The following is a 12,660-nucleotide window of genomic DNA, read 5'->3' on the forward strand; positions in this document are numbered from 1 at the left end:
CGCGCGGCCGTGCCATAGTCGAGGGGTCTTCCGTGCTCGTAGCGCTCGTCAAGACCCTGCGGCCGCGCCAGTGGGTCAAGAACTCGTTCGTCGCCGTGCCGCTGTTCTTCGCGCTGCGGCTGTTCGAGGCCACCGCAGTGGCACGATCGCTGGCCGCGGTCGCGCTCTTCTGTCTGATCTCGGGCTGCGTCTACGTCCTCAACGACATCGTCGACGCGCCGCAAGACCGCCTGCACCTGCAGAAGCGCCACCGCCCCATCGCCTCGGGCGCGTTGCCGGTGCGCGTGGCCAAGACGTTCCTGTTCATCGCGGTGCCGCTCATCGTGGCTGGCGCGATCGCGCTCGGGCCCCGCTACGCCGCCGTGCTCGGCGGCTACTTCGTGCTCAACATCGCGTACAGCTTTCGGCTCAAGCAGATCGCCTACCTCGACGTCTTCTGCATCGCGACATTCTTCATCATGCGCGTGCTCGCGGGCGCGTTCGCGATCGACGTCGAGCCGTCGCACTGGCTGCTCGCGTGCACGTTCCTGCTCGCGACCTTCCTCGGCTTCGGCAAGCGCGCCCATGAGCTCGCCGCCAGCGCGGACGCCGACAAGCAGCGCGCGGCGCTGCGCGGCTACGATCTGTCGAGCCTGCGCATCATCCTGCACGTGGTCGCGACCGCGGTGGTGGTGACCTACGCGCTGTACACCCGCAGCGAACACACCGTGGCGACCTTCGGCACCGACGCGCTGGTGTGGACGGTGCCGTTCGGCGTGGTCGGCATCCTGCGGTTCTCGCACCTCGCGACCACGCGCCACGACGCCGAGAGCCCGACCGAGGAGATGCTCCGCGATCCGCTCTTCATGGCGAACTTCGTCGTGTATCTCCTGGTGACGGGCGCGATCCTCTACTGGGCATGACCCCACGGGCGCGATGGCTCGCCGCTGCGGCCGCGTGGCTGCAGGCGGTCGCGTGGGCGGGGACCATCGGCTTCGCGATCGACCGCGTGCAGGCGCGCATGGCCGGTGCGGTGGTGCCCGGAGGGCACGCGCTTTCGTTCGCCGAGCTGGCGGCGCTCTGGGGTGGGCACGCGACGCTGGCGCTGTGCGTGGTCGCGACCGCGGCACTCGGGGCCGCCATCGGCGCCCGCTTCCGCGAGCCCGCACGCGCCCAGCGGGTCGCGACGTTCCTGCTGGTTGCGACCCCGGCCCACCTGGCGGGCGACGAGCTCGCGTCGGGGCCGTGGATCGCCGAGCAGTCGTGGGCGCCGCTGGTCCACGCGACACCGATCGTGCTGGCGGCGATCGGCGTCGTGGCGCTGCTGCGGCTCGCGGCTCGGCCGCGTCCGGCCACGCCGGGACTGCTCGCGATGGCCGCGATCGCACCGCTGTTGGCGTGGCTCGACGTGACGATCCAACCCGGGCTCTACCCACCGCTGCACATGGGCATGCACGCGCTCGCGGCCGCGACCACGGTCATCGCGGCGCGCTGGTGGCTCGACGACGGCGACGACGGCCGCGGCCGTTGGGGCCCGCGTCTGGCGATTGCGGCGGCGCTGGTGGCCCCGCTGCTGTGGTTCACGATGCCCACCCGCGTGCGCGCGACGCTGCTGTTGCGATCCAATGTCGCTGCCGAGTGGATCCGCAACGCCATGCCGGCACCGCCGCCGACGCTGCTGCACGACACGCTCGCGCAGCTCGACGTCGGCGCCGGCGAGCTGCCGCGACCCGACGATACCTCCGGCCTCGAGGCACCGCGACGCCCGCAGGCCAACGTCGTGCTGGTCGTCATCGACACCCTGCGTGCCGACGCCCTCCCGCCGCTGCGACCGCCCGAGGGCACCCGCTTCGCCGCCCCGCGCTCGACCCCGCGGCTCGACGCGTGGCTGGCCGGCGCGGTCCGCTTCGCCCGCACGTACACCACCGCGACCGAGACGCGCCGCGCGATGCCGTCGATGTTCCGCTCGCTGTGGGCCAGCGACGATCCGCTCGCGCTCGGCGTGCCGCTGGGCAACCGCCTCGAGGCCCTGGGCCTGCACCCCATGGCGGTCGTGCACAGCTACTTCATGCCCGGGAAGTACCCGGCGATCGCGGCGCTGCTCGATGGCTTCGACGAGGTTCGCACCTACGAGAACGCGGCCTGCGACACCGCGATCCCCCACGCGCTCGAGCTGGTCGCGGGCGCCGACGATCGCTTCTTCCTGTTCGTGCATCTGTTCACGATGCACGCGCCCGGCTTCGACGGTGCGCCCTTGGATCGGCGCGCGGGCACCCGCGACGACGCCTACCGCCGCTCGCTGGCCTACCTCGACACGCAGTTCGGCGCGCTCGAAGACGGCCTCGCGCAGCTCGGCCACGCGCAGGACACCATCGTCATCGTGGTCGGCGATCACGGCGAGGGCCTCGGCGATCACGGCACCGTGCTGCACGGGCCCAACCTCTTCGAGGAGGACCTGCGGGTGCCGCTGGCGTTCGCGGTGCCCGGGCTCGCGCCCCGCGAGCTCGCGTCACCGGTCGGCGTGGTCGATCTGGTGCCGACGCTGGTCGACCTGCTCGGCGGGCCACCACGGCCCGGCGACCGCGGGCGTTCGCTGCTGCCGTGGTTCGTCGGCCTCCGCGAGCCCCCACGGCGCAGCTACTACTTCGAGAACGCCAAGGGCTCACGGGTCGGCCTCGTGCGCGGCGACGACAAGCTCGTCGTCGAGCCCCGCACCGGCGCACGCCATCGCTTCGATCTGCGCCGCGATCCCCACGAGCGCGAGGACGTCGAGGCCGACGACCCCGGGCTCGTGCAATCGCTGGCCATCGAGCTGGTCGGCTTCGCACCGGCGGTGGTCGCCAGCGAGCTGCAGCGGCCAGCCGTGCATGCGCTGCTGTTGCAGCGACTGCGCGAGCTCGACCCGCGGCGCCCGGGCGCCGCCGCGCCGCTCCTGCTGCGACTGGTCGCCTTGGCCCCCGACGCCGACGCGCTCGCGCGGGCCCGCGAGCTGTTCGTGGCCGGTGACGACGAGCTGCGCACGCAGATCGCCACCACGCTGCTGCACGACGACATCGCCGGCGCGCTCGCAGCCCTGGGGCCCGCCGTCACCGCGTGGATGCGCGAGCTCGCCGACACGCCGGCCGAGCGAACCACGCTTGCGCGGCTCGCCGCCGCCGGCGTCGACGGCTTCGGCGACGAGTGGGCGGCCACTCGCCTCGAGTCCCTCGCGCGCAGCCGCATCGACGACCCCACCCTGGCCGCGTGGCTGCAGCTGATCGCCGGCTGGTCGCTGCCTGCGCCCCGCTTCGCACCCCTGCTGCGCGAGCTACTGGCGGAGCAGACCCACCTCGGCGCGGTCGGCGAGACCCTCGCGGTGCTCGACGCCGCCGCTGGCGTGTTCGGCGACGGTGCCGAGCTGGCGGCGCTACGCGCCGAGTGCCGCACGCGCCGCGCCGATCGAGACCCACGCGTGCGCGCGGCGGCGTGGCGCGTGCTGATCGAGCACGGCGACGTCGACGACCTGCTGCCGGCGCGCCAGGTGCTGCGCGATCGTGACGAGGATCTCCGCGTGCGTCGCGAGGCGGCGCGCGTGCTGCTGGCCCGCCTCGGGGTCGCGGCGATGTCGGAGCTCACCGCGATCGTCGACACCAACGCCGGCGCACGCCTGGCGGTCCGGCTGCTCCGCGACGACGCCCGGCCCGAGGCACGCGCACTGCTTCGCGCGATCGCGGCGGGCGGCCCGTACCCGGACATCCGCGCCGAGGCCCGTCGTGCGGTGGCCCGCCTCGAGCCGCGCACGGCCGAGTGATCTCCCAGGTGCCGGGCGCGCGTGAGGTCCCGTAGGCTTTTCCGGCGCCGGTTTAGATTAAATCCGCTTGCCCTAAGCATAAGTTTGGCGCATGAGAGCGTTGCATGGCCCCGACTGATGGCACCCCCGAGCGTTCGAGCCTCCGTGACTTCCTCGAGATCCGCTACGAGCAGCTCGAGGAGATGAACCTGGAGGCCAAGCGCCAGCGGCTCGAGCGCACGCCGGTCGACCAGGTCCGGGAGCAGCGCATCAAGTACCTGACCGACGAGAAGCGCATCAAGGCCGTGACCGTGTGCTTCGCCGACCTCGAGGGTCGGCTGCACATGCTCGACTACGACAAGAAGTTCCTGCTGCGCTCGGCCGACAACCTCACGTTCGACGGCTCGTCGATCCGCGGCTTCTCGGCGCAGCACGAGTCGGACCTGCGCCTGTCGATCGACTGGCCCGCGTTCTGGTGGATGCCGGCCGACGTGTTCGGCCCCGGCAAGGTGCTGGTGTTCGCCGAAGCGCTCGCCCAGGACGGTACGCCCTATGCCGCCGACCTCCGCGGTCGCCTCAAGCAGTACACCCGCGAGCTCTTCGACACCAAGGGCCTGGTTGCCCAGGTCGCGATGGAGATCGAGGGCTTCCTGTTCCGTGGCCGCGACGCCGAGCAGCACTACCCCGAGACCAACGCCTTCGAGTTCATCTCCACCGGCGGCTACTACCACTCGCTGCCGGGCGACGACCTGCGCCGCTTCATCGACGCCGCCGCCGAGGCCCAGCGCGCGATGGGCTTCGCCAACGAGAAGGACCACCCCGAGGTCGCACCGTCGCAGTTCGAGATGAACTACAGCTACGCCGAGGCCTGCGTCGCGGCGGACCAGGTCCTGCTCTACAAGCTGCTGTGCCGCCAGGTCGCGCAGAACCTCGGCATGACGGCGTCGTTCTTGCCCAAGCCCGTCACCGGCGTCAACGGCAGCGGCATGCACACCAACATCTCGCTGCAGACCGGCGGCAAGAACCTCTTCTGGGACAAGGACGGCGACAGCGGCTTGTCGGCGACCGGCTGGGACTTCATCGACCGCATCCTCAACAGCGCCGGCGATCTGTGTCTGCTGCTCAACAGCAGCGTCAACGCCTACCGTCGGCTCGACCCGCACTACGAGGCGCCCAACCAGATCAAGGCATCCGCCAGCGATCGCGGCTCGATGGTGCGCATCCCGATCGGCAACGAGCGCTCCGCCCGCATCGAGGTGCGCTCGGTCGGCCCCGACGCCAACCCGTACCTGGCCGTCTATGCGCTGCTGCGCACGGGCCTCGAGGGTCCGAGCTCAGACCCCGATCCGAACAAGCGCGCGCGCACGCGGTTCCTGCCCGACAACATCCACGACGCGCTGCGCCTGTTCAAGGGCAGCCGCACCATGACCGAGCTGCTCGGCGAGTCGGTGGTGAGCCGCTTCGCCGAGGTCAAGCAGGCCTCCGCCGAGCGCTGCCCCAAGGCGCTGGGCTCGCTCATCAAGCGCGCCGAGGTGCAGTTCCACCACGAGGTGACCAACCAGTTCCTGTGGAACCGGTTCTAGTAGGCCCCACGGGCAGGGCCCGCTTCAATTCACCGCGAGCGAGTAGCTCCCGGTGGCGCCGTTGTAGCCGTCGATCGCGATCACCACCGTCTGCCCCGCGGTGAGGTTCGCCGACGCCTGCGATTGCAGCCCGCCCGAGTCGTCGTTGCAGACGAGCTCGACCCCGCCGCAGCCGCCCGAGGCGATCGCGAGCACGGTGTCGTACGACGATCCCGCCAGCGAGAAGGTGTACGCACCCGACGTCGGCGGCGTCCAGGTGTAGAGCACGTCGGCGCCGCCGGCCTGACAGCTCGGCGAGAAGTCGTTGGCCGCACCCACCGTGCTGCCGGTGGCGACCGCGTTGCCGGTCGCGATACCGAGGTCGCCACCGTCGGCGCAGGCGAAGCTCGGCGCCGCACCCGAGCTGATGCTCAGCACGTAGCTGCCGTTGTCGCCGGCGTAGCCATCGATGACCAGCAGCACCCGCTGATTGGCCACCAGCGCGACCGAGGCCAGCGAGACGCCCTCCTCGAGCGGGCCGTCGTCGTTGCAGATCAGCTCGGCGCCGTCGCATGCATCGTCGAGCACCGCGATGGCGGTGTCGTAGCCCGAACCGGCGAGGCTGAAGTGGTAGGTGCCGGCCGCGGGTGCGGTCCACACCAGCACGTCGTCGATGCCACCACCGCTCGCACACGAGATCGCGACGTCGTCGGTGGCCCCCGTGGTGCTGGCGCTGCGCAGGCCGAAGCCGGTCGCCGAGCCCAGGTCGGCGTCGGTGCAGGCCAGCGGATCGAGGCCACCCGAGCTGCTGCCGCCGTCGCTGCTCGAGCCGCCGCTGGTGTCGGCGCCGCCGCTGTCGCTGCTGCTCTGGGCGACCGTGGGATCCTCGGTGCTGCCACCGCTGGGGTCCGTCGCGGTGGCCGAGTCGTCGGTCGTCGGCCCGGCGGTCGTCGAGCTCGCGCTTGCGGTCGCCGACGACTCGGTGCCGCTGCCGTCGGTGTCACCGACGCTGGCGCTGCCGCCGATGCTGGCGGCCGAGTCGATGCCCGAGTTGCTCCCCAGCGACGCCGACGAACACGCCGCGACCGCGATCCACGACACCAGCGCCACGCGCCGCATGGGCGAAGCGTAGCTGGTTTCGTCCGAGTTCAGGCCAACATCCGCAGCGGCTGCTCCAGCAAGCCGCGCACGGTCGCGAGGAACTTGGCACCGGTCGCCCCGTCCATCACGCGGTGATCGCAGGACAGCGTGACACGCATGCGCTTGCCGACCGCGAGCGTCGGCGCGCCGCCGGCTGCGGGCGCGCGCACCACCGCCTCGTCGGCGATGCCGCCAACCGCCAGGATCGCGCCTTCTCCGGGGTTCACGACCGCTGCGAAGGCCTCGATGCCGAACATGCCGAGGTTCGACACGCTGAAGGTCGAGCCGGTCATCTGCGCGGGCTCGAGCGCACGCTCGCGGGCCTTGCCACCGAGCGTACGGGCGCTGGCCGCGATCTCCGACAACGACATGCGGTCGGTGTGACGTAGCACCGGTACGACCAACCCGTCTTCGACTGCAACCGCGATACCCACGTGCACGTCACCACGCCGCACGATGGTCTGACCGTTCCAGTAGGCGTTGACCTCGGGGTGGATGCGCAGCGCCTTCGCGCACGCGAGCACGATGAGGTCGTTGTACGAGACCTTGACCTCGGCGGCGGCGAGCTCGTCGCGCACGGCGGCGGCGCGGTCCATGTCGACCACGATCGTCAGATAGAAGTGCGGGATCTCGGCGTTCGCCTGCGCCATGCGCTTGGCGATCGTCTTGCGCATCATCGACAGCTCGAGCACGGTGTCGCCCGCGGACGCCGGCGCAGCCGCTGCGGCGGCACGCGGCGCGCTCGCAGCCCGCTCGACGTCGGTCTTGACCACGCGGCCGTGCGGGCCCGAGCCCTCGATGTCGGCGAGCGCGAGTCCACGCTCGCGCGCGAGCCGACGCGCCAGCGGCGACGCGGCGATGCGTCCGTCGTCGCGCGGCTCCGGCTTGGCATCGGGCCTCGCGTCCGTCGACGACGCGGGCGCCGCGTCCGGCTTCGCCGCGGGCGCTGCGTCCGTCTTCGCCGCGGGCTCCGCGTCCGGCTTCGCCGCGTGCTTCGACGCGGGCGCCGCGTCCGTCTTCGCCGCCGGCTTCGACTCGGCCTTCGCCGGCGCCTTCGCGGCCCCCGACAGTGCCGCCTTCGGATCCTCGCCGGCCTGGCCGAACACCGCGATGGGCGCTCCGATCGGCAGCGTCTTGCCCTCGGGCGCGACCAGCTCGAGCACGACGCCGGCGTCGAAGGACTCGAACTCCATCGTCGCCTTGTCGGTCTCGATCTCCGCGATCATCTGACCGCGCTTGACCTTGTCGCCGGGCTTGATGTGCCACTTGGCGATGACGCCCTCTTCCATGGTGTCGGACAGGCGGGGTAGCGCCACGACGGTTGCCATTGCTGCGGTCTCCTCGGATGCGGATGTTGCGATGGGGTTGCGAGCGACGCGGGCGATGCGTCAGACCTTGCGGTACGCGACCTCGCGGATCGCCTCGAGCGCGCGCGCCGGGCTCGGCAGCACCAGCTGCTCGAGGTTCTCGGCGTACGGCATGTTCACGTCCTCGTAGCACACGCGCAGGATCGGCGCGTCGAGGTGATCGAAGGCCAGCCGCTGGATGCGATCGGAGAGCTCCGCTCCGACGCCGCCGTAGGGCCAGCCGTGGTAGACCATCACCACGCGGTTGGTCTTGCGCACGCTCGCGAGCACGCAAGCGTCGTCGAGCGGCCGCAGGGTCCGCAGGTCGATGACCTCGCAATCGAGGCCCTCTTCGGCGGCCTGCTCGGCGGCCGTCAGCGCGACCTGCAGCCCCTGCCCCCACGTGATCACCGTGATGCCGCTGCCGGGGCGCTTGATGTCGGCTTCGCCGATCGGGATCACGTACTCCTCGTCGGGCACCTCGCCGCGGTTGGCGTACATGACCTCGCTCTCGAAGAAGATCACCGGGTTGTCGTCGCGGATCGCGGCCTTGAGCAGGCCCTTGGCGTCCTTCGCGGTCGCGACCGAGACCACCTTCACGCCCGGGAAGCCGCAGTAGAAGCTCTCGAAGGCCTGGCTGTGGGTCGAGCTCAACATGTGCGCGGCGCCGTTGGGCCCGCGGAACACGATCGGCAGCGTGAACTGGCCGGCGGTGAGCTGGCGTAGCTTGGCGGCGTTGTTGAGGATCTGATCGAACGCCACCGCCGAGAAGTTGAAGGTCATGAACTCGATGATCGGGCGCAGCCCGGCCATCGCCGCGCCGACTCCGACCCCGGCGAACCCGGCCTCGGCGATCGGCGTGTCGACCACGCGACGCTCGCCGTACTTGGCCAGCAGGCCCTCGGTCACCTTGTAGGCGCCGTCGTAGTGCCCGACCTCCTCGCCCATCACGAACACACGCTCGTCCCGGGCCATCTCCTCGTCGATCGCAGCGCGCAGCGCCTCGCGGATCTGTAGCGTCGCCATGGTCAGACATCCTCCACGAGGTTGTGGCGGAAGCGGTGCTCTGGGTCCGGCAGCGGCGAGCCGTCGGCGAACTCGATCGCGGCATCCATCTCGGCGACCACGCCGTCGTCGATCGCCGTGAGGGCGTCCTCGTCGAGACCGCCGTCGCGCAGCTGCGCCTCGAGCCGCTGCAGCGGATCGCGGCTGCGCCACTGCTCAACCTCTTCCTTCGTGCGGTACTTGCCCGGGTCCGACATGCTGTGGCCGCGGAAGCGGTAGGTGAGCAGCTCGAGCAGCGCCGGCCGGTGTTGCGTGCGCGCAGCCTCGATGGCGGCGCCCAGTCGCTCGCGGGTCTCGTGGATGTCCTGCACCACGAAGCGGTCGCTGGCCAGCGCCCAGCCCGGCGCGCGGGTGGTGAGGTCGTCGACCGGGCTCTGTCGCGACAGCGGCGTGCCCATGGCGTAGAGGTTGTTCTCGATGACGAACACGATCGGCAGCTTCCACAGGCCGGCGAGGTTCATGCCCTCCGCCGTCGCGCCGATGTGCATGGCGCCTTCGCCCAGGAAGCAGATCGTGACCGCGCCGTCGCCGGTGTACTTGCTCGCGAAGGCGTGACCGGCTGCGACGGGAACGTGGCTGCCGACGATGGCGTAGCCGCCCCACAGCCCCTTGTCGCGGGCGAAGAAGTGCATCGAGCCACCGACGCCGCCGACCAGGCCCGTGGCCTTGCCGTACAGCTCGGCCATGCACGCGCCGGGCTCGCAGCCGAGCGCGATCGCGAAGCCGTGATCGCGGTAGGTCGTGACCACGCGATCGCCGGGCTTCATCAGATCGGCGGTCGCGACCGCAATCGCCTCCTGCCCGATGTACAGGTGCAGGAAGCCGCTGATCTTGCCCTGGGTGTACGAGCGCGCGGCGGCTTCCTCGAAGCGGCGGATGCGGAGCATCTCCGTATAGAGGTGGCGCGATCGGGCGAGATCGCCGCCCTGCGTCGATGCAGGCGCGGGGCTGGGTTGTTTCTGCGCGGCGGTATCGCGGCTCAAGGGGTTGCTCCTTGCAGGCGTGGGGCGCGTGGTTCGTAGGCTCGAGGGAGACCGGGGCGCAGCGATGGCATGCGCACGCGGAGCGGGAGGCTATCACCGTTCTTGCCCGCGGTCGCACCCGGTGTATGTTCGGCGCATGTCCGTGCCTGCACCCGCGCCCGCCACCATCGCCGACGCCATTCTCGCCGGGCGGCTCGATGCGCTCGAGCCCGCCGGGCTGCGTGCGTACCTCGGCGGCGAGGTCGACGTCTGGGACGTGATGTCCGCCGCCGACCGGGTGCGGCGCGCCCGCTTCGGCAATCGCGTGCACCTGTGCTCGATCATCAACGCCAAGGAAGGCGGCTGTCCCGAGGACTGTGGCTTCTGCGCGCAGTCGAAGCACTTCTCCACCCACGTCAAGCCCGGCAAGTTCGCCGGCGTCGACGAGATCGTTCGTGCCAGCGAGGTCGCGGCGACGCGCCACGCGAGCGCGCTCGGGCTGGTCACCGCCACGCGCGGGCTCGAGGACGATTCGGTCGGCCTCGCGCACATCGCCGCGGGCCTGCGGGCGATCCGAGCGGCCGGCCACACCGAGGCCCACGCGTCGCTCGGCTTCGTGTCCGATCGCGGCTTCGACACCCTCATCGAGGCCGGCCTCACCGAGTTCAACCACAACCTCGAGAGCGGCCGCGCGTACTTCGAGCGCATCGTTTCGACGCACAGCTACGACGAGCGCATCGCGACCATCCGCCGCGCGCAGGCCAAGGGTCTGCGCACCTGCGTGGGCGGCATCTTCGGCATGGGCGAAGGCCCCGACGACCGCGTCGAGCTGGCCCAGACCCTGCGCGAGCTCGACGTCGACGAGGTGCCGATCAACTTCCTGGTCAGCATCGAGGGCACGGCGCTGGCGCAGGTCGAGCCATTCGAGCCGCTGCCTCCGCTCGAGATGCTGCGCATCATCGCCGCCTTCCGGCTGTTCCTGCCGCGGCAGAACATCTTCATCGCCGCCGGTCGGACGCACCTGGGCCAGCTGCTGCCGCTGATGTTCAGCGCGGGCGCGTCGGGCATGATGATCGGCGATTTCCTCACCACGCCCAATCGCGGCGTCGACGACGACCTGCGCATGCTCGACGAGCTGGGCCTGGTGCCCCACGCCTGCGGCGCGACGCGCCCGGAGCTGACGGGCCGCAACGATCGCGCGCATGCGGGCACCGGCCTGCCGGCGGCGCCGACCGCCGCCGCGCACGACGGCGTGCGTCGCCTGCCCGTCCGCGCGTGAGCGGTGGCCGGCGGCCCGCGTGAGCCTGCTCGCCCGATCGCGATCGCAGGCGGCGCGACGGCCGACCGCAACATCTCGTCGCTTGCAAGGCGCCCCGGGTTTGGTGCTACGGTGCCGAGCATGCGCGACGCCCTCGTCCTTCGGCATCGTCTCGTCGGTCTCGCCGGCGTGCCGGCACTCGCCCTCGCGTTCGGTTGTTCGAGCGCCGAGCCGCCTGCGAAGGCCGACGGCGCGGGCAAGGCCGAGAAGGCCGAGAAGGCCGAGGGCAAGGGCAAGGGCAAGCTCGCCGAGCTCCGCAAGAAGCGTGAAGAGCAGAAGGCCCGTACAGCAGCCAAGGGTGAGCGGCCCGGCATCGACGACGACGACGACGCACCGGTGAAGGTGGCCACGCCCGACGGCGACGATCACCACCACGCCCCGAGCGCTCCGCCGCCACCCGGCACGCCGGCGCAGTACCTGCCGATCCCCGGCGACCCGCCCTACGTCGACGGCTACAACCCCGAGGAGGAGAGCTGTCCCTCGGGCAACTGGTGCGGCACCGCCGAGACCGCGGCGAAGATCACCCCGACCGGCGACTCGACGCCCAAGCAGATGGACTGCCCGGCGCGCATCACCGGCGCCCACGATCCGAGCCCGCTCGACGCGCCCGCCTACGCCGGGCTGCCCAACAAGCGACAGATGCAGGGCGCGTTCAACGAGGGCCGCACCCAGCGCATGCGTAGCGAGGGCAAGGCCGACGCGTGCTGCTACCACTGGTTCGAGTACTGCAGCGGACGTCCGTTGCTCGACGGCAGCGACAGCGTGGTCGCGACCCCGAAGAGCGGCACCGCGTGGGTCGACGACGCCATCACGCCCGAGGTCGCGGAGCTCTCCGACGAGGCCCGACTCGCGCTCGCCCGCGCGTGGCTCGACGATGCGCTGCGCGAGCACGCCAGTGTCGCGTCGTTCTCGCGCGCGGCGCTCGAGCTGATGGCCGTGGCCGCGCCGCCCGAGCTGGTCGCCGGCTGCATGCAGTCGGGGCTCGACGAGGTCGACCACGCGCGCCGTTGCTTCGCGCTCGCGAGCGCGTACGCCGGGCGGGCGGTCGGCCCCGGGCCCCTGCCCTCGCTGTCGCCGCGCGGGCAGTCGCTGCCGCAGCTGGCGATCGAGACCTTCCTCGAGGGTTGCGTGGGCGAGACCGTCGCGACGCTGGTGGCCGAGCGCTCGCTCGCGGTCGCGACCGACGAGGCCGTGTGCGCGACGCTGCGGGTGATCATCGAAGACGAGTCGCGCCACGCCGCGCTGGCCTGGCGTACGATCGCGTGGGCGCTGGGCCACGGCGGCAACGACGTCCGCACCGCACTGGCGGCGATGCTCGAGCACCCACCGGTGGTCGAGCCCGGCGACGCGCCGCTGCTGTCGAGCGCGACCCGCAGCGCGTTGCGCCACCACGGTCGCCTCGACCCGGCCATGCTCGCGCAGAGCGTCGCCGACGCGTGGCACGACATCGTCGCGCCGATGTTGGCCGAGCTGGTCGGACGCCGTCCGGTCGGCGTCGCGGCCAGCACCGCCTGACGCG

The 12,660-nt window shown here is 71.6% G+C and carries 9 protein-coding genes; 5 read left to right on the forward strand and 4 right to left on the reverse strand.

All coding sequences use genetic code 11. The annotated features are described in order from the left end of the window. Positions 1 to 32 precede the first annotated feature (32 nt). The 3 genes from IPH07_08640 (at position 33) to IPH07_08650 (ending at position 5,331) form a co-directional block, all read left to right on the forward strand. Positions 33 to 902: a decaprenyl-phosphate phosphoribosyltransferase gene (locus tag IPH07_08640; GenBank protein ID MBK6917452.1), complete on the forward strand. Its 870-nt coding sequence runs from the start codon at positions 33 to 35 to the stop codon at positions 900 to 902. After that, on the forward strand, positions 899 to 3,769 hold the full coding sequence (locus IPH07_08645; protein ID MBK6917453.1) for a sulfatase-like hydrolase/transferase: 2,871 nt from the start codon (positions 899 to 901) through the stop codon (positions 3,767 to 3,769). Before IPH07_08640 ends, IPH07_08645 begins: the two co-directional genes overlap by 4 nt. 104 nt (positions 3,770 to 3,873) lie before the next feature. Further along, entirely contained in the window at positions 3,874 to 5,331 is a 1,458-nt protein-coding gene (locus tag IPH07_08650) for a glutamine synthetase (GenBank protein MBK6917454.1), read from the forward strand. A 24-nt stretch (positions 5,332 to 5,355) separates the two neighbouring features. Here the strand turns inward: IPH07_08650 and IPH07_08655 are convergent, their stop codons facing one another. The 4 genes from IPH07_08655 to IPH07_08670 are packed head-to-tail and all read right to left on the reverse strand — an operon-like array spanning position 5,356 to position 9,748. After that, positions 5,356 to 6,429, reverse strand: a complete 1,074-nt coding sequence (locus IPH07_08655; GenBank protein ID MBK6917455.1) for a hypothetical protein — start codon at positions 6,427 to 6,429, stop codon at positions 5,356 to 5,358. A gap of 29 nt (positions 6,430 to 6,458) precedes the next feature. Then, the gene (locus IPH07_08660) at positions 6,459 to 7,778 is read right to left on the reverse strand and encodes a 2-oxo acid dehydrogenase subunit E2 (GenBank protein MBK6917456.1); all 1,320 of its coding nucleotides are present in this window, start codon (positions 7,776 to 7,778) and stop codon (positions 6,459 to 6,461) included. 60 nt (positions 7,779 to 7,838) lie between these two features. Beyond that, positions 7,839 to 8,822 (reverse strand): pyruvate dehydrogenase complex E1 component subunit beta, encoded by a 984-nt coding sequence (locus tag IPH07_08665; protein MBK6917457.1) that lies wholly within the window; start codon positions 8,820 to 8,822, stop codon positions 7,839 to 7,841. Positions 8,823 to 8,824: 2 nt separating this feature from the next. Further along, positions 8,825 to 9,748 (reverse strand): pyruvate dehydrogenase (acetyl-transferring) E1 component subunit alpha, encoded by a 924-nt coding sequence (locus tag IPH07_08670; protein ID MBK6917458.1) that lies wholly within the window; start codon positions 9,746 to 9,748, stop codon positions 8,825 to 8,827. A 232-nt stretch (positions 9,749 to 9,980) separates the two neighbouring features. Here IPH07_08670 and bioB point away from each other — a divergent pair, with 232 nt between their 5' ends. Continuing rightward, positions 9,981 to 11,102, forward strand: a complete 1,122-nt coding sequence (bioB, locus tag IPH07_08675) for a biotin synthase BioB (GenBank protein MBK6917459.1) — start codon at positions 9,981 to 9,983, stop codon at positions 11,100 to 11,102. A 120-nt stretch (positions 11,103 to 11,222) separates the two neighbouring features. Next, positions 11,223 to 12,656 (forward strand): ferritin-like domain-containing protein, encoded by a 1,434-nt coding sequence (locus IPH07_08680; GenBank protein MBK6917460.1) that lies wholly within the window; start codon positions 11,223 to 11,225, stop codon positions 12,654 to 12,656. The last annotated feature ends 4 nt before the right edge of the window (positions 12,657 to 12,660 follow it).

It is taken from the genome of Deltaproteobacteria bacterium (assembly GCA_016709225.1).
Taxonomy (GTDB): domain Bacteria; phylum Myxococcota_A; class Polyangia; order Nannocystales; family Nannocystaceae; genus Xiheibacterium; species Xiheibacterium phototrophicum.

Excerpts from the sequence above, each read along its gene's own strand:
- bioB (MBK6917459.1), top strand. The coding sequence starts at position 9,981 with ATGTCCGTGCCTGCACCCGCGCCCGCCACCATCGCCGACGCCATTCTC.
- IPH07_08680 (MBK6917460.1), top strand. The coding sequence starts at position 11,223 with ATGCGCGACGCCCTCGTCCTTCGGCATCGTCTCGTCGGTCTCGCCGGC.
- IPH07_08655 (MBK6917455.1), bottom strand. The coding sequence starts at position 6,429 with ATGCGGCGCGTGGCGCTGGTGTCGTGGATCGCGGTCGCGGCGTGTTCG.
- IPH07_08660 (MBK6917456.1), bottom strand. The coding sequence starts at position 7,778 with ATGGCAACCGTCGTGGCGCTACCCCGCCTGTCCGACACCATGGAAGAG.
- IPH07_08670 (MBK6917458.1), bottom strand. The coding sequence starts at position 9,748 with ATGCTCCGCATCCGCCGCTTCGAGGAAGCCGCCGCGCGCTCGTACACC.
- IPH07_08645 (MBK6917453.1), top strand. The coding sequence starts at position 899 with ATGACCCCACGGGCGCGATGGCTCGCCGCTGCGGCCGCGTGGCTGCAG.
- IPH07_08650 (MBK6917454.1), top strand. The coding sequence starts at position 3,874 with ATGGCCCCGACTGATGGCACCCCCGAGCGTTCGAGCCTCCGTGACTTC.
- IPH07_08665 (MBK6917457.1), bottom strand. The coding sequence starts at position 8,822 with ATGGCGACGCTACAGATCCGCGAGGCGCTGCGCGCTGCGATCGACGAG.